The 21,935-nt window shown below is 72.8% G+C and carries 18 protein-coding genes; 5 read left to right on the top strand and 13 right to left on the bottom strand.

All coding sequences use genetic code 11. From position 1 onward, the window contains the following. Positions 1 to 64 precede the first annotated feature (64 nt). Complete coding sequence (locus PVK74_RS27725; protein WP_030500874.1) at positions 65 to 1,096, bottom strand: 3-isopropylmalate dehydrogenase; 1,032 nt, start codon at positions 1,094 to 1,096, stop codon at positions 65 to 67. A 219-nt stretch (positions 1,097 to 1,315) separates the two neighbouring features. Here PVK74_RS27725 and PVK74_RS27720 point away from each other — a divergent pair, with 219 nt between their 5' ends. Together PVK74_RS27720 and PVK74_RS27715 are read left to right on the top strand one after the other, a co-directional pair. Further along, positions 1,316 to 2,188 carry an FAD:protein FMN transferase gene (locus PVK74_RS27720; protein WP_043325992.1) on the top strand — a complete coding sequence of 291 codons (873 nt, stop codon included), beginning with the start codon at positions 1,316 to 1,318 and terminating at the stop codon, positions 2,186 to 2,188. A gap of 296 nt (positions 2,189 to 2,484) precedes the next feature. Beyond that, a complete protein-coding gene (locus tag PVK74_RS27715) occupies positions 2,485 to 2,838 on the top strand; it encodes a hypothetical protein (protein ID WP_030500876.1) in 354 nt (117 codons plus the stop codon). 61 nt (positions 2,839 to 2,899) lie between these two features. Here the strand turns inward: PVK74_RS27715 and serA are convergent, their stop codons facing one another. The 5 genes from serA to PVK74_RS27690 all read right to left on the bottom strand — a co-directional run bounded on the left by serA (position 2,900) and on the right by PVK74_RS27690 (position 10,926). Further along, positions 2,900 to 4,498, bottom strand: coding sequence for a phosphoglycerate dehydrogenase (gene serA / locus PVK74_RS27710; RefSeq protein ID WP_043325995.1), 1,599 nt, complete (start codon positions 4,496 to 4,498; stop codon positions 2,900 to 2,902). A gap of 315 nt (positions 4,499 to 4,813) precedes the next feature. Further along, entirely contained in the window at positions 4,814 to 5,827 is a 1,014-nt protein-coding gene (gene ilvC, locus PVK74_RS27705) for a ketol-acid reductoisomerase (protein WP_043325996.1), read from the bottom strand. Positions 5,828 to 5,886: 59 nt separating this feature from the next. Further along, positions 5,887 to 6,402, bottom strand: a complete 516-nt coding sequence (ilvN, locus tag PVK74_RS27700) for an acetolactate synthase small subunit (protein ID WP_018786257.1) — start codon at positions 6,400 to 6,402, stop codon at positions 5,887 to 5,889. Then, on the bottom strand, positions 6,403 to 8,298 hold the full coding sequence (locus tag PVK74_RS27695) for an acetolactate synthase large subunit (protein WP_043325998.1): 1,896 nt from the start codon (positions 8,296 to 8,298) through the stop codon (positions 6,403 to 6,405). It abuts the gene before it with no gap. A gap of 180 nt (positions 8,299 to 8,478) precedes the next feature. Continuing rightward, on the bottom strand, positions 8,479 to 10,926 hold the full coding sequence (locus tag PVK74_RS27690) for a putative bifunctional diguanylate cyclase/phosphodiesterase (protein WP_043325999.1): 2,448 nt from the start codon (positions 10,924 to 10,926) through the stop codon (positions 8,479 to 8,481). A gap of 110 nt (positions 10,927 to 11,036) precedes the next feature. Between PVK74_RS27690 and ilvD the strand changes: the two genes are divergently transcribed. Then, the gene (gene ilvD / locus PVK74_RS27685) at positions 11,037 to 12,884 is read left to right on the top strand and encodes a dihydroxy-acid dehydratase (RefSeq protein WP_083296934.1); all 1,848 of its coding nucleotides are present in this window, start codon (positions 11,037 to 11,039) and stop codon (positions 12,882 to 12,884) included. A 94-nt stretch (positions 12,885 to 12,978) separates the two neighbouring features. Beyond that, complete coding sequence (locus PVK74_RS27680) at positions 12,979 to 13,689, top strand: hypothetical protein (RefSeq protein ID WP_274477567.1); 711 nt, start codon at positions 12,979 to 12,981, stop codon at positions 13,687 to 13,689. A gap of 77 nt (positions 13,690 to 13,766) precedes the next feature. On the opposite strand, the gene PVK74_RS27675 is transcribed toward PVK74_RS27680, so the two are convergent. Together PVK74_RS27675 and PVK74_RS27670 are read right to left on the bottom strand one after the other, a co-directional pair. Continuing rightward, positions 13,767 to 13,940: a hypothetical protein gene (locus PVK74_RS27675; RefSeq protein ID WP_187692897.1), complete on the bottom strand. Its 174-nt coding sequence runs from the start codon at positions 13,938 to 13,940 to the stop codon at positions 13,767 to 13,769. A gap of 53 nt (positions 13,941 to 13,993) precedes the next feature. After that, a complete protein-coding gene (locus PVK74_RS27670) occupies positions 13,994 to 14,692 on the bottom strand; it encodes a TetR/AcrR family transcriptional regulator C-terminal domain-containing protein (RefSeq protein WP_274477566.1) in 699 nt (232 codons plus the stop codon). 85 nt (positions 14,693 to 14,777) lie between these two features. On the opposite strand from PVK74_RS27670, the gene PVK74_RS27665 reads away from it, so the two are divergent. Next, positions 14,778 to 15,461 carry a DUF4386 domain-containing protein gene (locus PVK74_RS27665; protein ID WP_064446994.1) on the top strand — a complete coding sequence of 228 codons (684 nt, stop codon included), beginning with the start codon at positions 14,778 to 14,780 and terminating at the stop codon, positions 15,459 to 15,461. Here the strand turns inward: PVK74_RS27665 and PVK74_RS27660 are convergent. The 5 genes from PVK74_RS27660 to PVK74_RS27640 all read right to left on the bottom strand — a co-directional run bounded on the left by PVK74_RS27660 (position 15,458) and on the right by PVK74_RS27640 (position 21,868). Then, positions 15,458 to 17,152: a SulP family inorganic anion transporter gene (locus tag PVK74_RS27660; protein WP_166455564.1), complete on the bottom strand. Its 1,695-nt coding sequence runs from the start codon at positions 17,150 to 17,152 to the stop codon at positions 15,458 to 15,460. The two genes, PVK74_RS27665 and PVK74_RS27660, sit on opposite strands and share 4 nt — an antisense overlap. Beyond that, the gene (locus PVK74_RS27655) at positions 17,149 to 17,487 is read right to left on the bottom strand and encodes an ArsR/SmtB family transcription factor (protein WP_043326024.1); all 339 of its coding nucleotides are present in this window, start codon (positions 17,485 to 17,487) and stop codon (positions 17,149 to 17,151) included. Before PVK74_RS27655 ends, PVK74_RS27660 begins: the two co-directional genes overlap by 4 nt. Positions 17,488 to 17,568: 81 nt before the next feature. Beyond that, the gene (locus tag PVK74_RS27650) at positions 17,569 to 20,013 is read right to left on the bottom strand and encodes a glycoside hydrolase family 2 protein (protein ID WP_274477565.1); all 2,445 of its coding nucleotides are present in this window, start codon (positions 20,011 to 20,013) and stop codon (positions 17,569 to 17,571) included. Continuing rightward, the gene (locus PVK74_RS27645; protein ID WP_187692901.1) at positions 20,010 to 20,870 is read right to left on the bottom strand and encodes a carbohydrate ABC transporter permease; all 861 of its coding nucleotides are present in this window, start codon (positions 20,868 to 20,870) and stop codon (positions 20,010 to 20,012) included. Before PVK74_RS27645 ends, PVK74_RS27650 begins: the two co-directional genes overlap by 4 nt. Next, positions 20,867 to 21,868 carry a carbohydrate ABC transporter permease gene (locus tag PVK74_RS27640; protein ID WP_069087624.1) on the bottom strand — a complete coding sequence of 334 codons (1,002 nt, stop codon included), beginning with the start codon at positions 21,866 to 21,868 and terminating at the stop codon, positions 20,867 to 20,869. The genes PVK74_RS27645 and PVK74_RS27640 overlap by 4 nt, the downstream gene beginning before the upstream one ends. Positions 21,869 to 21,935: the final 67 nt, after the last annotated feature.

Raw genomic sequence — 21,935 nt, 5'->3', positions numbered from 1 at the left:
CGAATCGGGCCCGGAGACGGGTCTGGCGGCCCGTTACCGGGCCGCCAGGTGAGGATCGGCCCGGTCAGGATACGGCGTACCCGGCGAGCCGGTCGCCGACCTCCTCGGTGCGCAGCGGCGCGCCGGGCGTACGCGCGGCCAGCTCGGCGCCGACCGCGGCGGTGACCCGGGCGGCGGCGTCGGCGTGGCCGAGCTGGTCCAGCAGCAGCGCGGCGGAGAGCACGGCGGCGACCGGGTCGGCGACGCCCTTGCCGGCGATGTCCGGCGCGGAGCCGTGCACCGGCTCGAACATCGACGGGTAGCGCCCCTCCGGGTTGATGCAGCCGCTGGCCGCCAGCCCGATGCCACCGGTCACCGCGGCGGCGATGTCGGTGAGGATGTCGCCGAAGAGGTTGTCGGTGACCACCACGTCGTACCGGGACGGGTTGGTCACCAGGAACATCGCGGCGGCGTCGATGTGCTGGTACTCGGTGGTGACGTCGGGGTGCTCGGCGGCCACCGCGGCGAAGGCGCGCGACCAGAGCGAACCGGCGTGGGTGAGCACGTTGGTCTTGTGCACGAGCGTGACCTTGCGCCGTTCGCGACGGCGGGCGCGGGCGAAGGCGTCGCGGATGACCCGCTCGACGCCGTGCCGGGTGTTCAGGCTCTCCTCGGTGGCCACCTCGGCCGGGGTGTCCCGGTGCAGCGCGCCTCCGGCGCCCGCGTACAGCCCCTCGGTGCCCTCGCGGACCACCACGAGGTCGACCTCGCCGGGCTTGACCGCGGCGAGCGGGCCGCCGACGCCGGGCCAGAGCCGGGACGGGCGCAGGTTGACGTACTGGTCGAAGGCGAACCGGAGCTTGAGCAGCAGGCCGCGCTCCAGCACGCCCGGCGGCACGGTCGGGTCGCCGACCGCGCCGAGCAGGATGGCGTCGTGACCGGCCAGCTCGTCGAGGACGGAGTCGGGCAGCGCCTCGCCGGTGCGGTGCCAGCGCGCCGCGCCCAGGTCGTACTCGGTGGCCTCGATGCCGGGCAGCACCGCGTCGAGGACCTTGCGGGCCTGCGCGACCACCTCGGGTCCGATGCCGTCGCCGGCCACCACCGCGATGCGTGCCACCTGATGCTCCTCGTCTCGACGTTCCCGGCAACGGTACGTCGGTGTCCCGTCCCCCGGTACGAATCTTCCACCATTCGGGAACGCGAGTCACAGGATCCTCCCAGCTGACACCCATGGCGCGGTCATCTCCACTGCTTAGGGTCGGGTTTCATCGGGTCGACGCAGGCCCGGAACCGGCCACCGCCGCGACACGGCGGCGACCACCGAGGGGCAGGTGTCATGCGGATCGAGCACCGGCGGACCCACTGGGCGGACGAGCAACCACGTACCCGCTGGGTCGACCAGTCCGCGTTCCGCCCGGTCCGTCCGGACCTGCACCTGGGCGCCAGCAGCCACCGCGTCGAGCGGCCCGGCGCCGGCGCGTCCGGCCGGATCACCGTCCGGCACACGGTGGCCACCTCGACCGCCGACTACACACTGCTGCTCAACGCGCCCGAGTGGCTGGGCCACCGGGTGGTGGGCGAGGCGCTGCGGGACGCCGTCGCCGAACTGCGCGCCATCGACCTCACCTACGGACCGAACCGGCCGGACAGCCTCGTCTCCCGGCTGCGCCGCGACGAGATCAGCCCCGACTCGTACCCCCCGCTGGCCGACCTGATCGACCTCTGCGCGTCGATGCGGGCGGCGACCGACGGCTGGTTCGACGCCTGGGCGGTGCCCGGCGGCTTCGACCCGGGCGGCCTGCTCGGCGGCTGGGCCGTGGAGCGGGCCGCGGCGCGGTTGCGCGCCGCCGGCATCCACGACTACGCCGTGCTCAGCGGCGCCGACCTGACGGTACGCGGGCGCGCGGCGCACGGCGGGCCGTGGCGCGTGGCCGTGCACCACCCCACCGACACCCGGCGCACGCCGCTCGTGCTGGAGATGACGACCGGCGCGGTGGGCACCTCCGGTGTCACCGGGCGGCGGGGGCACGTGATCGACCCGCACACCGGCGAGCCGACCGACCGCCTGGCGGCCGCCACCGTGATCGGCCCGGACCTCGCCGTCGCCGACGCCTACGCCACCGCCCTGTACGCCGCCGGACCGGCCGGACTGGCCTGGTTCCGCCAGGACTCGGACTACCGCCCGCTGTTCGCGCAGCACCGGCGCTGAGCCGCGATCGGCCCCCGCGGTCTCGGCAACGACCGTGGGGGCCGGTCAGCGACGAGTGCGCGTGGCTCGCGCAATCGAGGGGTGCGGGCCGACGGGGCGGACGCCCGACCGCGCCACCCGAAGACGGGCCGGGGAATCGACTCAGCCGGAAACCGCAACGGTACGCTAGCGAATCGACGCAACTCGACGCAAGAGTCTCCACAGCGGACGCCGGGGAATCGGTGTCGGCAATCAGCCGGTGAACGCACGGTGGGGCAGAGGTGACGGGCCGGGCCCGGGATGGCACGCTGTCCGCCGTGAGTTTCGATCTGAGCGTGTGGGCCCTGCCGAACGGGGCGACACCGGAGCAGGTGCGGGCGGCGGTGCAGCAGTGCCGCGAGGGCTGGCACGGCAAGCAGCAACCCGACCCGAGGCTGGTCGCCTTCTACCGGGCGATCACGGCGAGCTACCCCGACGGTCCGACCCGGCCGGGTACGCCCTGGGAGGCGCCGCTGCACACGGCCGCCGACCACATCGAGATGAACCTGAACCCGACCTGCCCGGACCAGGTCCTGCTGGACATCGAACGGCTGGCCGGCGAACACGACCTGATGCTCTTCGACGCGCAGGACGGCTCGGTCTACCCGCCACCGGCCCGCGTGCGTTCCTGACCGGCCGGAACGACGAAGGGCCCGGCCGCATCCGGCCGGGCCCCGATGTGTCCTGTCCGGACTACACGTCGCGCAGGTCGGCCGCGCTGGCCGCCACCGCGCCGATCGAGTCGGCGGCGGAGGTGAGCAGGTCGGCGCCGAGCGCCTGGTCGACGGTGAGCGTCATCAGCGTCTCGCCACCGGCCTCACGGCGGGCCACCTGCATGGCGGCGATGTTGACGCCGGCCTCGCCGAGCAGCGTGCCGACGGTGCCGACCACGCCGGGCCGGTCGGCGTAGCGCAGGAAGACCAGGATGCCCTCCGCGCCGATCTCGACGTCGAAGCCGTCCACCTCGGTCAGCTTGAACACGTCCCGGGCGCCGGTGTGCACCACGGTGCCGGACACCCGGACGGTACGGCCGTCCGGCAGCGCGCCGCGCACGGTCACCAGGTTCGGGTGGTCGACCGTCTCGCCCGGCGTGGCCAGCGTGACCTCGACACCCCGCTCGGCCGCCAGGTGCGGCGCGTTGACGTAGGTGACCTGCTCCTCCACCACGGAGCTGAACAGGCCCTTGGTCGCGGCCAGCTTGAGCACCGACACGTCGTGGGCGGCGATCTCACCGCGCACCTCGACGGTGACGCTGGCGGCCACCCCGCCGGCCAGGGCGGTGAACGCCCGGCCCAGCCGCTCGGCCAGCGGCAGCAGCGGGCGTACGTCCTCGGCGACCACGCCGCCGGCCTGCACGTTCACCGCGTCCGGCACGAACTCGCCCTGGAGCGCCAGCTTGACGCTCTTGGCCACGGCCAGACCGGCCTTGTCCTGCGCCTCGTTCGTGGAGGCGCCCAGGTGCGGGGTGGCCACCACGTTGTCGAAGGCGAACAGCGGCGAGGAGGTGCAGGGCTCCTTGGCGTACACGTCGACGCCGGCGCCGGCGACCCGGCCCTCCGCGATCGCGTCGGCGAGCGCCTGCTCGTCGACCAGCCCGCCCCGGGCCGCGTTGACGATCCGGACGCCCGGCTTGACGATCGCCAGCTCCTTCTCGCCGATCAGGCCCACCGTCTCCGGCGTCTTCGGCAGGTGGATCGAGATGAAGTCGCTCTCCCGCAGCAGCTCCTCCAGCCCGACCAGGCGGACACCGAGCTGCGCGGCGCGGGCCGGCTGGATGTACGGGTCGTACGCGATCAGCCGGGTGCCGAACGCGGCGATGCGCTGGGCGAACAGCACGCCGATGCGGCCGAGGCCGACCACGCCCACGGTCTTGCCCTGGATCTCCACGCCGGTGTACTTGGACCGCTTCCACTCGCCGGCCTTGAGCGCGGCGCTGGCGCTGGCGGTGTTGCGGGCCACCGCGAGCAGCAGCGCGACGGCCTGCTCGGCGGCGGAGACGATGTTCGAGGTGGGCGCGTTCACCACCATGACGCCCCGGGCGGTGGCGGCGGGCACCTCGACGTTGTCCAGACCGACGCCGGCCCGGGCGACCACCTTGAGCCGCGGCGCGGCCGCGATCGCCTCGGCGTCGATCTGGGTGGCGCTGCGTACGATCACCGCGTCGGCCTCGGAGAGGGCGGAGAGCAGGGCCGGGCGATCGGTGCCGTCCACGTGCCGCACGTCGAAGTCGTGGGCGAGCACCTCGATGGCGGCGGGGGCGAGTTCTTCGGCGATCAGTACGACAGGATTCATCGGTCCTCGTAGACGCTCGGTAATGGTGCGGCCTGGGACGCCGGGGCGCCGCGCTGCGCCCTACGCCGATCCGTGCCATGGCCGTCGGGTGCGCCGGGGCACCACACCAAGGATGGTAGGTGGCTGCCCGCCCGGCGTGTCCCGGAGTGCGGGGTGAGGGCCCTCACAAAGGCCCGTCGCACGCCCGTCATCCCCCGTTAACGGGTGCGGTACGGGACGAGGCGCTACTCACCGTGTCTCAACACGTGAACGCACGGCGGCCCGCAGCCGGACGCCGGGGAGAGCGTCGGGCCACGGGCCGCACGAGGGAAGAACTCAGGCGGTCTCGGTGATCGGCCGGTCGACCCAGCTCATCATGCCGCGCAGCTTCTGCCCGGTCTCCTCGATCGGGTGCGCCGCGCCCTCGGCCTGCCACTTGGCGAAGTTCGGCCGGCCGGCCTCGTCCTCGGCCACCCACTCGCGGGCGAACTCGCCGGACTGGATCTCGCCGAGGATCTTGCGCATCTCCTCCTTGACCCGCGAGTCGATCACGCGCGGGCCACGGGACAGGTCGCCGTACTCGGCGGTGTCGGAGATGCTGTAGCGCATCCGGGCGATGCCGCCCTCGTACATCAGGTCGACGATCAGCTTCAGCTCGTGCAGGCACTCGAAGTAGGCCACCTCGGGCGCGTAGCCGGCCTCGGTGAGCACCTCGAAACCGGTCTGCACCAGCGCCGCCGCGCCGCCGCAGAGCACCGCCTGCTCGCCGAACAGGTCGGTCTCGGTCTCCTCGGTGAACGTGGTCCGGATCGCGCCGGCGCGGGTGCCGCCGATCGCCTTGGCGTACGCCAGGGCGAGGCCGAACGCGTTGCCGCTGGCGTCCTGCTCGACGGCGACCAGGCAGGGCACGCCCTTGCCGTCGACGTACTGGCGGCGGACCAGGTGACCGGGGCCCTTCGGGGCGACCATCGCCACGTCCACGTCGGCCGGGGGCTTGATCAGGCCGTACCGGATGTTGAAGCCGTGCCCGAAGAACAGCGCCTTGCCCGCGGTCAGGTTCGGCGCGATGGCCTCGGCGTAGATGTGCCGCTGGGCCGTGTCCGGCGCCAGGATCATGATCACGTCGGCCTCGGCGGCCGCCTCGGCGGGCGTGAGCACCCGCAGGCCCTGCTCCTCGGCCTTCGGCCGGCTCTTCGACCCGGCGGGCAGGCCGATCACCACGTCGACGCCCGAGTCGCGCAGCGACAGCGCGTGCGCGTGGCCCTGGCTGCCGTACCCGATCACGGCGACCTTGCGGCCCTGGATCAGGCCCAGGTCGGCGTCGTCGTCGTAGAACACCTCAACGCTCATTGACTTCCCTTTCGTACGGCGGAGCCCGTCGGCCCGTCGAAAAAACTTGTGGGTACGGATCAGGCGGCGCGCAGGGCCGGGCCGGCGGTGATGGCCCGGGAACCCCGCCCGATGGCCACCGTGCCGGACTGGACCATCTCCTTGATGCCGAACGGCTCCAGGTCACGCAGCAGCGCGTCGAGCTTGTCCGGCGTGCCGGTGGCCTCGATCGTCAGCGTGTCCGGCGCGACGTCGACCACCCGGGCACGGAACAGGCCGACCGTCTCCAGCACCTGGGCGCGGGCCGTGCGGTCCGCGCGGACCTTGACCAGCAGCAACTCCCGCGCCACCGACACCTGCGGGTCCAGCTCCACGATCTTGAGTACGTTGACCAGCTTGTTGAGCTGCTTGGTCACCTGCTCCAGCGGCGAGGACTCGGCGTTGACCACGATGGTGATGCGGGAGACGTCCGGGTTCTCGGTCTCGCCGACGGCGAGGCTGTCGATGTTGAACCCGCGCCGGGAGAACAGCCCGGAGACCCGGGCCAGGACGCCCGGCTTGTTCTCCACCAGCACGGACAGCGTGTGCATCGTCATTTAGAGTTCGTCCTCGTCGAAAGCAGGGCGCACGCCCCGCGCGAACATGATCTCGTCGTTGCTGGTGCCGGCGGCGACCATCGGCCAGACCATCGCGTCCTTGCCGACCACGAAGTCGATGACCACCGGCGCGTCGTTGATCGCCATGGCCGCCTCGATGGTCTTGTCCACGTCGGCGGCGTTCTCGCAGCGCAGCCCGACGCAGCCGAGCGCCTCGGCGAGCTTGACGAAGTCCGGGATGCGGTGCTTGTGCGTGCCCAGCTCGGTGTTGGAGTAGCGCTCCCCGTAGAACAGGGTCTGCCACTGCCGCACCATGCCCAGGTTGCCGTTGTTGATCACGGCGACCTTGACCGGGATGCCCTCCAGCGCGCAGGTGGCCAGCTCCTGGTTGGTCATCTGGAAGCAGCCGTCGCCGTCGACCGCCCACACGGTGGTGTCCGGCTTGCCGACCTTGGCCCCCATCGCGGCCGGGACGGCGTAGCCCATGGTGCCCAGGCCACCGGAGTTGAGCCAGGTGTGCGGCTTCTCGTACGAGATGAACTGGCTGGCCCACATCTGGTGCTGGCCGACGCCCGCCACGTAGATCGCGTCCGGGCCGGCGATCTCGCCCAGCCGCTTGATCACGTACTGCGGGGAGAGCGTGCCGTCGGCCGGCTCCTCGAAACCGAGCGGGTACCGCTCGCGCAGGTCGTCGAGCTGCGCCCACCAGTCGGTCAGGTCGACCGACGGGTGCGCGGCCTGCTCGGCGGTGACCGCCGCGATCAGCTCGTCGATGACGTGCCGCGCGTCGCCCACGATCGGGACGTCGGCGTGCCGGTTCTTGCCGATCTCGGCCGGGTCGATGTCGGCGTGGACCACAGTCGCGTCCGGCGCGAACGAGTCGAGCTTGCCGGTCACCCGGTCGTCGAAGCGGGCGCCCAGCGCCACGATCAGGTCGGCCTTCTGCAGGCCGTAGACCGCGGCCACGGTGCCGTGCATGCCCGGCATGCCCAGGTGCTGGCGGTGCGAGTCGGGGAACGCGCCGAGCGCCATCAGCGTGGTGACCACCGGGATGCCGGTCTGCTCGGCCAGCTTGCGCAGCCCCTCGGTGGCGCCGGCCTTGAGCACGCCGCCGCCGACGTAGAGCACCGGACGGCGGGCATTGGTCATCAGCCGGGCCGCCTCGCGGATCTGCTTGCCGTGCGGGTGCAGCGTGGGCCGGTAGCCGGGCAGGTCGAGCGCGGGCGGCCAGGAGAAGGTCGCCGGCGCCTGGAGCACGTCCTTCGGGATGTCGACGAGCACCGGGCCGGGCCGGCCGGTCGCGGCCAGGTGGAACGCCTCGGCCAGCACCCGCGGGATCTCGTCGGCCGTCTGCACCAGGAAGTTGTGCTTGGTGATCGGCAGCGTGATGCCCTGGATGTCCGCCTCCTGGAAGGCGTCCGTGCCGATCGACGGCCGGGCCACCTGGCCGGTGATCGCCACCATCGGCACCGAGTCCATGTAGGCGTCGGCGATCGGCGTCACCAGGTTCGTCGCGCCCGGGCCGGAGGTGGCGATGCAGACGCCCACCCGGCCGGTGGCCTGCGCGTAACCGGTGGCCGCGTGCCCGGCGCCCTGCTCGTGCCGGACCAGGATGTGGCGGACCGTGGAGTCGTAGAGCGGGTCGTACGCGGGCAGGATCGCACCGCCCGGAATGCCGAAGACCACGTCGACGCCGAGCGCCTCCAGCGACCGCACGAGCGAACCGGCGCCCGAGACCTGCGCGGTGGCGGGCTCCCGTACGGGCGTCTCGGTGGTGGCGGCCGCCGGGGCGGCACGGCCGGGGCGGGCGGCGGAGTCGGAGTCACCGGCCGCGCCGGTGCCGGAACGGGCACGGCGGGCGGTGTGGGCGAGGGTCTCTGGCGTGGGTCTCGTCATGGCGGTTCAAGCCTTCGGAAGTGAGTGGGTGACGCGCTTCTCAGGATGGGACGCGGAGGTCCCGCGATGGGTCCGACGGCAACAAAAAAGCCCACGTGCAGGATGCACGGGGCCAGCGCACTCTCGGTGGGAGAGTGCGCTCAGGTAAGTACTCGCGGCGACCGGTTCGACGACATGCGGCTAAGCCTGACGCATCTCACGCGATGAGTCAACTGATCCCACATTTTGGTTCACGGACGTGGGCGTTTCGGTACCCGGCATGCCCTCCACCCCCGGTGCCACCTGCGAAGATCCCTCCATCGGAGGACGCTGCGCGGGCACTGTGGCCGGCGGGTTGTTGCGCAACCGGGGCAGCAACGGCGACGGGCTGTGCGCCGGCGGCGCGGGTGGCGTCTGCGGCATCGCGGTGTGCCGGTTCCCGGGCGCGGTCGCCGCCTCCAGCATCGCCTCCAGGTGCTCGGCCGGCACGCCCCAGCCGAACAGCGCCCCCTGACCGAACCGGCAGCCGGCGGCCACCACCGCGGCCAGCTCGGTCGGATTGGTCACGCCCTCGGCGATCACCTCCAGGCCGAGCTGATGCCCCAGGCGCATGACGATGTCGACCATCGGCGCGAACGCCGGACCGTCCCGCCCGACCGGCCGGACCGGCTCGTGCTCGGCGACCAGACTGTGGTCGATCTTGAGAATGTCGATCGGCAGCCGCCGGAGCTGGCCGAGCGACGAGTAGCCGGCGCCGAAGTCGTCCAGCGCGATCCGGACGCCGGTCAGCCGCAGCGCGGTGAGCCGCCGGATCAGCTCGTCCAGGTCGGTGGCGACCGCGTGCTCGGTCACCTCCAGCACCAGCCGCTGCGGCGGCACGTGGTGCGCGCGCAGCGCCTCGGCGACCTGGACCACGTACTCCGGCGCGTGCAGCTCGCGCGGTGAGACGTTCACCGACACCCACACGTCGTGCCCGTCTGCGAGCCAGCGGGAGAGCTGGTAGCAGGCCTGGTGCAGCACCCACGCGCCGAGCTTGGCGATCATCCCGCACTCCTCGGCGAGCGGGATGAACTCGTCCGGCCGGACGTTGCCCAGCTCCGGGTGCCGCCAGCGCAGCAGCGCCTCGGCGCCGACCGGGCGCACCGACGGCAGCGAGGCCACCGGCTGGAAGACCAGCCGCAGCTCGTCGCGCTCGATCGCGCCGCGCAGCTCGTGCTCCAGCCGGGTACGCCGGCTCAGCAACTGGTCGTACGTGGCGTCGTAGCGCTCGATCCGGTTCTTGCCCCGCTGCTTGGCGTAGCGCAGCGCCAGGTCGGCGTTGCGCAGCAGCAGCTCCACGTCCGCGTCGCCGTGCCCGGCCGCCACGCCGATGCTCACCGACAGGAAGACCGGACCGTCCCCCTGCTCGTACGGGCGGCCGAGCACCCCGAGCAGCCGGTCGGCCACCGGGCCGGGATCGGCCGACCCGTGCATCAGCACCGCGAACTCGTCGCCGCCGAGCCGGGCCGCCAGGTCACCCGGCCGCAGGTTGCCCCGCAGCCGCCGCCCCACCTCGATCAGCACCGCGTCGCCGACGTCGTGGCCCCGCATGTCGTTGACGTTCTTGAACCCGTCCAGGTCGAGCCCGAGCAGGACGCAGGGCACGCCCGACTCGGCGCAGCGGTGCAGGGCCCGCAGCAGCCCGCGCCGGTTCGCCAGCCCGGTGAGCGGGTCGGTGTGCGCCAGCTCACGGAAGTGCGCCTCCCGCTCGGCCAGCCGGCCCGCGTAGCCGCGTACGTCGTTGAGCGCCAGGTACTGCCGGGTGACCAGGGCGAAGCCCTCGACCGTGCCGGCCACGATGGCGTACCCGTCGAACCCGCCACCCTGCACCAGGTGGTACATCGCGGAGGCGGCGATGGCGAACATCGGCACGAAGGCGTACTCGCCGTCGCGGCGGATGAGATCGACGTCGAGCTGCGTCAGGTCGGCCCGGCGTCCGGCCACGGCGGTGGCGAGCAGGCCGGCGGCGGTCAGCGTGGCGCCGGTCAGCGCCAGGCCGGGACCGGCCTGGCAGAGCCCGGCCGAGACGCCCAGCCCGCCCGCGGTGACCGCTATCGCGCCGACGCCGAGCAGGGTCAGCCACCCGCGTGGCGGCGCGACCCGCAGCACCAGGATCACGGTCAGCCCGGTGGTCAGCGCCGCGATGATCGAGGCCAGCACGATCGGCAGGCAGGCGACCGGGGTGGCGTCACCGAGCAGCCGGGTCGGCTCGCTGAACGCCACCCAGCCGACGAACCAGAGCGCGCTGCCCATGATCAGGCCGTCCAGCAGCAGCCGGGCGGTGGCGGCGCGGGTCGCGGCGGCGCCGGGCAGCCGGAGCACGGCGGCGCCGAGGCCGAGCCCGGCGAGCGTGGTGCCCACCGCGACCACTGCCGCCCAGCCGGTCCGCTGGCCCTGCCGGTGCGCCCAGTGGTCCCCGGCCGCGAGCAGACCGCCGAGACCGACCAGCAGGCTGAGCAGGGCCGCCCCGGCGGCGACGGCCAGCAGCAGGTGGGCCTGCCGCCGAGGGCCGGTGCGACGCCGCGCGGACGCGGCGAGCAGCACCGTGGCGGCGGCCGCGGCGATCCCGCTCAGCGCCGCGACGGTGACCATCCCCGGGGACGACTGCACGCGTCAACTGTGCCGGATGAGCGCCCCCCGTGGGGCACCGGGTGTGCAACTGTTGGGACACAGGGTGCGCGGCGGGGGCGCGCCGCCGGGATGGTGTCAGACTGGTTGTCATGCCTGAGCTGCGGTCGAGGACCTCCACCCACGGTCGGACGATGGCCGGCGCCCGGGCCCTGTGGCGGGCCACCGGGATGACCGACGACGACTTCGGCAAGCCGATCGTCGCCATCGCCAACAGTTTCACCCAGTTCGTACCCGGTCACGTCCACCTCAAGGACCTCGGCGGCCTGGTCGCCGACGCGGTGGCCGAGGCCGGCGGCGTGGGGCGGGAGTTCAACACCATCGCCGTGGACGACGGCATCGCCATGGGCCACGGCGGCATGCTCTACTCCCTGCCCAGCCGGGAGCTGATCGCCGACGCGGTCGAGTACATGGTCAACGCGCACTGCGCGGACGCCCTGGTCTGCATCTCCAACTGCGACAAGATCACCCCGGGCATGCTGCTCGCCGCGCTGCGGCTCAACATCCCCACCGTCTTCGTCTCCGGCGGCCCGATGGAGGCCGGCAAGACGGTGGCGATCGAGGGCGTCGTGCACTCCAAGATCGACCTGATCGACGCCATGATCGCCTCCTCGAACGAGGCGGTCACCGACGACCAGCTCGGCGAGATCGAGCGCTCCGCCTGCCCGACCTGCGGGTCCTGCTCCGGCATGTTCACCGCCAACTCGATGAACTGCCTCACCGAGGCGATCGGCCTCGCGCTACCAGGCAACGGCTCGACGCTCGCCACCCACGCCGCGCGCCGGTCGCTGTTCGTCGAGGCCGGGCGCACGATCGTGGAGATCGCCAAGCAGTGGTACGAGAACGACGACGCCTCGGTGCTGCCGCGCTCGATCGCCGGCCGGGAGGCGTTCGAGAACGCGATCGCCCTCGACGTGGCCATGGGCGGCTCCACGAACACGGTGCTGCACCTGCTCGCCGCCGCCCGCGAGGCGGAGCTGGACTTCGGCGTCGCCGACATCGACGCGATCTCCCGCCGGGTGCCGTGCCTGGCCAAGGTCGCCCCGAACTCGCCGAACTACCACATGGAGGACGTGCACCGGGCCGGCGGCATCCCGGCCATCCTCGGTGAGCTGGACCGCGCCGGGTTGCTGCACCGAGACGTGCGCGCGGTGCACTCCCCCGGCCTCGACAAGTGGCTGGCCGACTGGGACGTGCGCGGCGGCGCGGCCACGCGAGAGGCGATCGAGCTGTTCCACGCCGCCCCGGGCGGCGTGCGCACCACCGAGCCGTTCTCCACCACCAACCGCTGGTCGTCGCTGGACACCGACGCGGCCGGCGGCTGCATCCGGGACCGGGAGCACGCCTACAGCGCGGACGGCGGCCTGGCCATCCTGCACGGCAACCTCGCGCCGGCCGGCTGCGTGGTGAAGACCGCCGGCGTGCCCGAGGAATGCCTGACGTTCCGCGGCCCGGCCAAGGTCTACGAGTCGCAGGACGACGCGGTGACCGCGATCCTCGCCAAGGAGATCGTCGCCGGGGACGTCGTGGTGATCCGGTACGAGGGCCCGAAGGGCGGCCCCGGCATGCAGGAGATGCTCTACCCGACCTCGTTCCTCAAGGGCCGCGGGCTGGGCCGCTCCTGCGCGCTGCTCACCGACGGCCGGTTCTCCGGCGGCACCTCCGGCCTGTCCATCGGGCACGTCTCCCCGGAGGCCGCCTCCGGTGGGCTGATCGCGCTGGTCCGCGACGGCGACGAGATCGTCATCGACATCCCGGGCCGGTCGATCGAGCTGAACGTGCCCGCCGACGAGCTGGAGGCGCGCCGGGTGGCCGAGGAGAAGCGGGACCGCCCGTACACCCCGGTCGACCGGCAGCGTCCGGTGTCGGCGGCGCTGCGCGCGTACGCCTCGATGGCGACCTCGGCCAGCGACGGCGCCTACCGCCGCGTCCCCGAGTGATGTAAGGAAGGGCCCCTTCTTAACGCCTCCGGTAGAGGAGGGGGCCCTTCTTAACACCCGCGCGCCGGTAGGGTCCGGCGGCGTGGAGACGACGGTGAGTTACGCGCGACTGGTCCGGCCGGCGATCGACCGGGTGTACGTGGGCGCCCGCTGGGCAGCGCGCGCCCGGATGGAGGCGTTCTACGCCGAGCGGGGCTGCACACTCGGCGCGGAGAACAGCTTCTTCTCCGGTGTGCTGGCCCGGCCGATGCCCGCCGAGGCGCTGGCCGACGGCCTGATCTACACCTACGGAAGCATGGACGAGGAACTGGCGCAGGGCGTCGTCGTCCGGGACGACGAGGGCGCGTGGCACCTCACCGACCTGGGCCGGGAACTGACGCTGTTCGCCCAGCGGGCCACCGGCGAGGCCGCCGAGGAACTGTGGGCCATGCTGCCCGGCGTGCTGCCCGGCCTGGGCGTCGTGCCCCGGCTCGCCGACCTGGTCGGCCGGGTGCTGACGCACGCGCAGGCCACCGCCGGGCCGGTGTTCCGGGCGATGTCCCCGCCGTACGAGCCGGAAGGGGCCTCCCCGGCGCTGCTGCTCGTCACCCGGCTGGGCTCGCTGCGGCACCACCGCGCGGACGCGCACCGGGCCGCGTGGCGGGCCGCCGGGCTGACCGCCGACGAGATCCGCGCGCTGCCGGACGGCCCGGAACGCGCGGCGATCGAGGCGGACACCGACCGCCGCGACGAGCCGGCGTACGCGGCGCTCACCGAGGCCGAGCGCTGGGAACTGCTGGCCGGCCTCGCCGCACTGCCCAACTAGCGCCCCGCGGCCTCCGCGGCCATCGGGTGGAACGCCATGGGTGTCTCGGGACCCGTTTGACATCCATGGCGTTCCCCTCACCGCTGGGCGGGGTCCTCCTCGGCCGGGGCGGTGCCATCTATCGGCAGGCCGAACTCCGCCGGTGAGTTCTCGTCGGTGCCGTCCAGGTCCGCGTGCGGCTCGTCCGGGATGACGTCGTCGGGATCGGCGCCTCCGGCATGCAGTTCGGACAGCTCAACCGGATCAGTCATGCCGCCCTGGTACCCGCCCGGCGCCGCCCGAACCCGCCCGAGGGCCGACGGGGTCAGGCGCGCTGCAGGTGTCGTTCGAGGCCGTCGAAGAGCAGGTCGAGGGTGAACTCGAACTCGGTCTGGGAGTCGCACCAGCCCAGCGTCGGATCGGCCGCGTCGTGCGTCTCGGCGGCCACCATCGCGGCCAGGTGCGGCAGCCGTTCGGCCAGCGCCACCATCTCCGCGGCTGCGGCGTCGGCCGCCCCGCCCGCGTCCGGGCGGAACACCTCCTGGGCGAAGCCGAGCGCCATGCTGCCGAACGCGTGCAGCGCCCGGTGGGCGATCCGGTACGAGAAGCCGCCGTCGACGAGCGTGGCGAGGATGCCGTCGTAGTGGGCGTACACCCCGGCGGGGACGGTCGGGCGGGAGCTGAGCAGCGCGGGGGCCCACGGGTGCCGCAGCATGACCGCGCGCGCGGCGAGGAAGCGCAGCCGTAGCCGAGTCCGCCAGTCGCCGCCGGGCGCGTCCGCTTCGGCACGCTCGGCGGCCGAGGTGATCTCCGTGGCGACCGCGTCCACGAGGCCGTCGAGCAGTCCGGCCTTGCCGGGTAGGTGGTGGTAGAGCGACATGGCCTCGACGCCGAGTTCGGCGGCGAGCCGGCGCATCGTGAGCGCCTCCATCCCTTCCGCGTCGACGAGGGCGATCGCGCTGGCCAGGGCCCGCTCGCGGCTCAGCGGCTCCCGAGGTTTCCGCGCTCCCATCCGGCTCCCCATCTCCCCTTGACCTTACAACGTATGGTTGGCCTTACGGCGTAAGGCAAGCCCCGCCACCGCGTCGTTCACCCCCGAAGGAGCCGCCATGCACCAGCTGATCCGTACCGCCCGGGTGACCGGGCTGTTCTACCTCGGCCTCGCCGTCACCGGCGCGCTGGGGTTCCTCACCGTCCGGCCGATGATCTTCAACCCGGACGACGCGGGCGCGACGTTCGCCAACCTGGTGGCCCACGAGTCGCTGGCCCGCGTCGGCGTCGCCCTCGAACTGCTCGTCGTCCTCACCCAGGCGCTCACCGCCGTCTGGTTCCACCGCCTGTTCCGGACTGTCGACAGCACCGCCTCGGGCAGCATCGCCGCCTTCGGGCTCGTCAACGCGGTCGCGATCCTGGGCAGCGCCGCAGTGCTCGCGACGGCCCTGGGGGTGGCGACCGGCGGGCCGGGCGACGCCGACACGGTCCAGCTGCTCTACCTGGTCAGCGGGAACCTGTGGGAGGTGGGCGGCCTCTTCTTCGGGCTCTGGCTGGTGCCGATGGGCTGGTGCGTGCTCCGGTCGGGCTGGCTGCCCCGACCGCTGGGCCGGCTCCTCGTCGCCGGTGGCGTCGGCTACGTGCTCATGACGTTCGTCGCGTACCTCGCCCCCGGCGCCGGCATCGTCGGCGATCTGCTGGTGGTGCCCGCCACGGTGGGCGAGGTGTGGATCCTCGGCTACCTGATCATCTTCGGCGTGCGAAAGCGCGCGGAGACGGATGCCAGGGCGACCGCGGCCTAGGCGGGGCTCGCGGCCAGGGCGACACCCCGGGCGTACCGGATGGCGGCCGGGGTGTCCGCGAACACCAGGCCCTCGCGGCGCAGCTCCTCGGCGACGCCGAGCGTGCTGAGCACCTGGTCGTGGCCCGGGGTGATGCCGGAGAGCAGCACCGTGATCCCCCGGGCGCGCAGCCGGGCGATGGCGTCGCCGAGCACCTGCGCGCCGGTGGCGTCGATGGTGGAGACGCGGGACATCCGCAGGATCACCACCCGCACGTCGGCCACCTCGGCCAACTCCAGCAGGAACGTGTGCGCGGCGGCGAAGAAGAGCGGCCCGTCCAGCCGGTACGCGACGATGTGCTCGGCGAGCAGCGCGTGCTCCTCGGCGCTGTGCTCGCCGGTGTCCAGCGGCACCTGTTCCAGCTTGGCGCTGCGGGCCACCGCGCGCAGCGCCAGCACGACCGCGACGGCGAGCCCGACGACCACAGCTGTCACCAGGTCCCAGATGACGGTGACGGCGAATGTCAGCACCAGCACCACCGCGTCGGCGCGGGTGGCCCGCATCAGCGCCAGCAGGGAGGCGGCCTCCACCATCCGGACGGTGGTGGCGAGCAGCACCCCGGCCAGGGCGGCCAGCGGGATGCGCCCGACGAGCGGGGCGGCGGCGAGCACGATCGCGGCGAGGGCGACCGCGTGGGTGAGCGCGGCGAGCTTCGAGGACGCCCCGGCGCGGACGTTCACCGCGGTACGGGCGATGGCGGCGGTCGCCGGGATGCCGCCGAAGACCGGGGAGGCGAGGTTGGCCAGGCCCTGGCCGAACAGTTCGCGGTCCGGGTCGTGCCGCTCGCCGACTGTCATGCCGTCGGCCACGGTGGCGGAGAGCAGGCTCTCCAGCGCGGCGAGCGCGGCCACGGCGAGCGCGCTGGGCAGCAGTACGCCCAGCGCGCCGAGGTCGACGAAGTCCAGCGACGGCGCGGGCAGCCCCTGCGGCAGCTCGCCGATCCGGGCCAGGTCGATCGGGGCCAGCTCGGCGAGGAGCGTCGCGGCGGCCACCCCGACCAGGGAGAACGGCACGGCGGGCCGCCACCGGCCGCCGAGCAGCATCAGCGCCGCCACGCCGAGCGCGACAGCGATCGCGGCGGGCCGGGGATGCGCGGCGAACCGGGCGACCGCGTCGGAGGCCACCGCCCACACCTTTTCGCCGTGCGCGCCGGTGACGCCGAGCGCGGCCGGCACCTGTTGCAGCGCGATGACCACGGCGATGCCGGCGGTGAACCCCTCGATCACCGGGGACGGCAGGTAGCGGACGTACCGGCCGAGGCGGGCCAGGGCGAGCGCGATCAGGATCAGCCCGGCCAGCGCGCCGACCATCAGCACGCCACCGGCGCCGAACTGCTGCACCACCGGCACCAGCACGACAGTCATCGCTCCGGTGGGGCCGGAGACCTGGAGGTTGGAGCCGCCGAAGACCGCCGCGACCGCCCCGGCGACGACGGCGGTGACGAGGCCGGCCTGCGCGCCGAGGCCGGAGGTGACGCCGAAGGCGAGCGCCAGGGGCAGCGCCACCACGGCGACGGTGAGCCCGGCGAGCAGGTCGCGCCGGGGCGAGCGGCGCGCCGCCGCCCAGTCGGCCCGGCCGGGCAGCAGCCCGCGGAACAGCCGGCCCGTCTGCCGTACGACGTCACCGGCGCGAAGGGCAGTCGCCGCGCTCACCGGTCCGTCCCCGAGGCCCGCAGCTCGTCCAGCAGGCCGTCCCGGTCGGTGAGGACCGCGCCGAGGATGCGCCGACCGGCGGCGAGCAGGTCCGCGACGTCGGGGGTGCTGAGCGCGTACATCACCAGGGGGCCGTCCCGGTACGAGGTGACCATGCCGGCGCGGCGCAGCACGGCGAGCTGCTGGGAGAGGTTGGACGCCTCCACGTCGATGGCGGCGAGCAGGTCGCGGACCGGTTTCGGCCCGTCCTGGAGCAGTTCGAGCACCCGGATGCGCACGGGGTGCCCGAGGGTGCGGAACAGCTCCGCCTTGGCCTGGTACAGCGGCACCGACACGACACACCCCTCCGACGACGACTCTGAAGACTTTAGCACTTGCATAAATCTTCACATCGACGGAGATGAAGGGCGTCCCGCTCAGGCCAGGTCGTTGACGCAGCGCAGCACCGGCCGGGAGGTGAGCGCCTCGGCATCCAGCGGGCACGTGGTGCTCACCGTGAAGACGACGCTCTCCCCCGGCAGCAGCGTCACCAGCGCGCGGTCCACCTCCGCGGCCGGATCGAGGCGGTCCGGGAACAGCGTCAGGTCGCGCAGCACCGTCCGCGCGGTCACCCGGACCCGCCGGCCGCCGTCCACCGGCTCGACCGCCGCGTCCCACTCCGCCGCCGGCCACCGCACGTCGCGGTCCTCGGCGAAGAACCACAGCGCGCGCTCCGCGGCGTCCCCGGCGTCCGCGACGAGCAGTTCCGCGCGGCCGTCGTCCGGCCGCGCCAGCTCCGCCGGCAGTTCCACCACGACCGAGGAGTACGCCGGGACGTCGAGGTCGACCGAGGTCTTCGCCCTCGGCTCCCCGGTGACTGTCAGCCGGGTGACGGTGGCCGGCCCGCGCCACGCCTGGGCGGTCTCGTTCACCACCACCAGCGCCGGCCGGCCGTCGCGCGGCTGCACCGTGAGCAGCCGGTCGGCGTAGGCGCGGCGCAGCGCGTACCACAGGGGTTTGCGGCGCCCGTCGCCGTCGATCGCCGACCACGACGTGACCGGCCAGCAGTCGTTGAGCTGCCACACGACGGTGCCGGCGCAGACCGGCCGGTGCGAGCGGAAGTGCTCCACGCCGAGCTGGATGGCGCGGGCCTGGTTGAGCTGGGTGAGGTAGTGCCAGTCGTCGAAGTCGGCGGGCGGCGGCAGGTGGGCGTCGAGCCCGCGCCGCAGCTTGCCGTCCCCGTCGGTTGCCTTCTGGTGGTGCGTCATGCCCGGCGAGTCGTGCGCGAGCGGGTCGTCGGAGAGGGCCCGGCGCAGCGTCGCGTACGCGGGCGGCGCCTGGTAGCCGAACTCGGCCACGAAGCGCGGCACGTAGTCCCGGTAGCGCGTGTAGTCGTCGGTGTTCCACACGTCCCAGATGTGCGTGGTGCCGTGCGCCGGGTCGTTGGGGTGAAGTTCCTCGCTGCCGGACCAGGGACTGCCCGGCCAGTACGGGACGGTCGGGTCCAGCTCCCCGACGGCGGGGAGCAGCTCCAGGTAGTAGCCGCGCCCCCAGGTGCGCCCGGCCAGGGGTTCCTGCCAGTCCCAGTCGTGCCAGCCCCAGATGTTCTCGTTGTTGCCGGTCCAGAGCACCAGCGACGGGTGCCCGGCGAGCCGGGTCACCTGCTCGCGCGCCTCCGCCTCGACCTCGGTGCGGAACGGTTCCTCCTCCGGGTACGCGGCGCAGGCGAACAGGAAGTCCTGCTGCACCAGCAATCCCATCTCGTCGGCCAGGTCGTAGAAGTCGTCCGACTCGTACCGGCCGCCGCCCCAGACGCGCAGCAGGTTGACGTGCGCGCCGGCCGCCTGGCCGAACCGCTGCGCCAGGCGCTCCCGGGTGACCCGGTTCGGGAACGCGTCGTCGGGGATCCAGTTGACGCCCCTGACGAACACCGGCACGTCGTTGACGTGCAGCGCGAACGGGGTGCCGTGCGCGTCGGGCGTGGTGTCCAGGCGTACCGAACGGAACCCGATCCGGCGGGACGCGGCGTCCAGCTCCCGGCCGTCGGCGGCGTGCAGGGTGGCGTCGAGGTCGTACCGGGGCTGGTCGCCGTACCCGATCGGCCACCACAGCGCGGGGTCCGCGACGGTGAGCGTCACGACGGCGGTCCGCTCCCCCGCCGGTACGGGGACCTCGGCGGTGACCCCGGCGACATCGGCGCGGACGGTCAGCGGCTCGTCGCCGGTCCGCTCGACCTCGGCGTGCAGCTCGACCCGGCCGACGCCGTCGACCACCGTGACGATCGGCCGCACCGACGCGAGCCGGGCGGTGGACCAGGCGTGCAGGCCGATGTCGCGCCAGATGCCGGCGGTGACGAGCGTCGGTCCCCAGTCCCAGCCGAAGTTGCAGGCGGTCTTGCGGATGAAGTGGAACGGCTCCGGGTACGCGTTCGGCCGGTCACCGAGCCGGTCCCGGTGCGCCTCGGCATACCGGTACGGGGAGTCGAAGCGTACGGCCAGGGTGTTGCCGTGCGGGCGCAGCAGCGCGCGGACGTCGAAGCGGTACGAGCGGTGCTGGTTCTCGGTGCGGCCGACCTCGACGCCGTTGAGCGTGACGGTGGCGACCGTGTCCAGGCCGGCGCAGACCAGGTCGACCCGCTCTTCGTCGCCGGGCTGCCATCCGAACGTCGTCTCGTAGACCCAGTCGGTGCGCCCGATCCAGGTGAGGCGGTTCTCGTTGTCGTCCAGGTACGGGTCGGGGATGAGGCCGGCCGCGAGCAGGTCGGTGTGCACGCATCCGGGCACTGTCGCCGGCACCGCCGTCCCGGCGATCTCCGGCGGCACCGCCGGACCGGGCTCGGCCCGCAGCGTCCATCCCTCGTGCAGCAGCGTTCGACGGCTCACGACTTCACCGCGCCTTCCATGATTCCGCGGACGATCTGACGTCCACCGATGAACAGCATGACCAGCAGAGGCACGGTGGCGATGAACGCGCCAGCGAGCACCCGCCGGTAGATCACGTAGTTGCCGCTTGCGAGGTCGGAGACCGCCACCATCGACGTCGGGTAGTCGGTGCCGCTGAGCGTGATGAGCGGCCACTGGAAGTCGTTCCAGGTGGCGACGAACGTGAGCAGGCCGAGCACCGCCAGCGCCGGGCGGATCGCGGGGAGCACGATCGTCGCGTACACCCGCATGGTCGTGGCGCCGTCGACCCGGGCCGACTCGATCAGCTCGTCCGGGACGGTGTTCAGGATGAACTGCCGCATGTAGAACACGCCGAACGCGGTGACCAGGCCGGGCGCGATGACCGCGAGCAGCGTGCCGTTCCAGCCGAGCCTGCCCATCACGATGTAGAGCGCCACGATGCCGAGCTGGTTGGGCACGGTGAGCGTGAGCACCACGAACAGCATCAGCGCGCGGCTGCCCCGGAAGCGCAGCTTGGCGAACGCGAAGCCGGCCAGCGAGCAGAAGAACAGCACCGAGGCGGTCACCACCACCGAGACGATGACGCTGTTGATCAGCGACGCGGCGAAGTAGACGTCCTGGAGGGAGAAGACCTCCTCGACGTTCGTCAGGAACCGGTCGCCGGGGACCACCGCGGGCGGCAGCTTCGCCAGCGCCTCGTCGTCACTGGTGGCGATGACGAACATCCAGTAGAGCGGGAACGCGGCGAACAGCATGCTGACCGCGAGCAGCAGGTAGGTCCAGAGCCCGGCCGGGGTGTCCTGCGGGGCCCGGGCCACCACACGTCGGGTCGTCACCGGCGGCCTCCGGAGAGTCGGTTGGTCAGCAGGTAGTTGAGGCCGGCCACGATCAGGATGATCAGGAACAACGCCCAGGACATGGCGGCGGCGTAGCCGAGGTTGAGGTCCTTCCAGCCGACCTTGTAGATGAGCTGGGCGATGGTCTGCCATTCACCGTCCGGCCCGCCGGTCGCGGCCTGCGCGTTCGGGTCGAACAGCATCGGCTCGGTGAACAACTGCAACCCGCCGATGGTGGAGAGGATGACTGTGAACAGGACCACCGGTTGGATCATCGGCACGGTTATCCGCCAGAGCTGCTTCCACTGCCCGGCGCCGTCGATGGCGGCGGCCTCGTAGACGTCGCGCGGGATGGACTGCATGGCGGCCAGGTAGAGCAGCGCGTTGTAGCCGATCCACTTCCAGTTGACCATGGTGGCGATGGCGATCCAGGCCTGGAGCTTGCCGGCCCGCCAGTCGATCGGGTCGTCCGCGCCGCCGATGCCGAGCAGGCCGAGCACCCAGTTGGCCATGCCGAAGTCGCGGGAGAAGAAGACGCTGAACACCATCGTCGAGGCCACGATCGGTGTCACGTACGGCAGCAGGACACCCACCCGCCACCAGGTCTGCGCCCGCAGCTTCCGGTTGAGCAGCGACGCGACGAGCAGCGCGAGCAGCAGTTGCGGCACTGTGGAGAGCAGGAAGATGCCGAACGTGTTGTAAAGGGCGTTCCAGAAGTCCTCGTCGGCGGCCAGGCGGCTGAAGTTCTCCAGGCCCGCCCAGTACGGCAGCGTCGGGTCGTCCAGGCGGTAGTTGCGCAGCGACACGACCGCGTTGAACAGCAGCGGGAACAGCCCGAACACGAGGAAGAGCAGGAAGAACGGCGCGATCATCAGGTACGGCATGTAGCGCATGTCGAAGCGGTACAGCCGGTCGCGCCAGGTCATCCGCCGGTCGCCGGCACTGCCGCCCTGCGGCGCGGGTGGGCGGCGGGGCGGTGCGGCACGGGTGCTGGACATCTGTTCACTCCAGGGCCGGGAGATCGGACGGTGACGGGGCGGGCCGGGCCGCCCCGTCACCGCTGAC

Source organism: Micromonospora chalcea (genome assembly GCF_028768405.1).
In the GTDB taxonomy this organism is placed as follows: domain Bacteria; phylum Actinomycetota; class Actinomycetes; order Mycobacteriales; family Micromonosporaceae; genus Micromonospora; species Micromonospora chalcea.
Note: the sequence above shows the minus strand (reverse complement) of the source record. Positions and strands in the feature narration are given on the sequence as shown.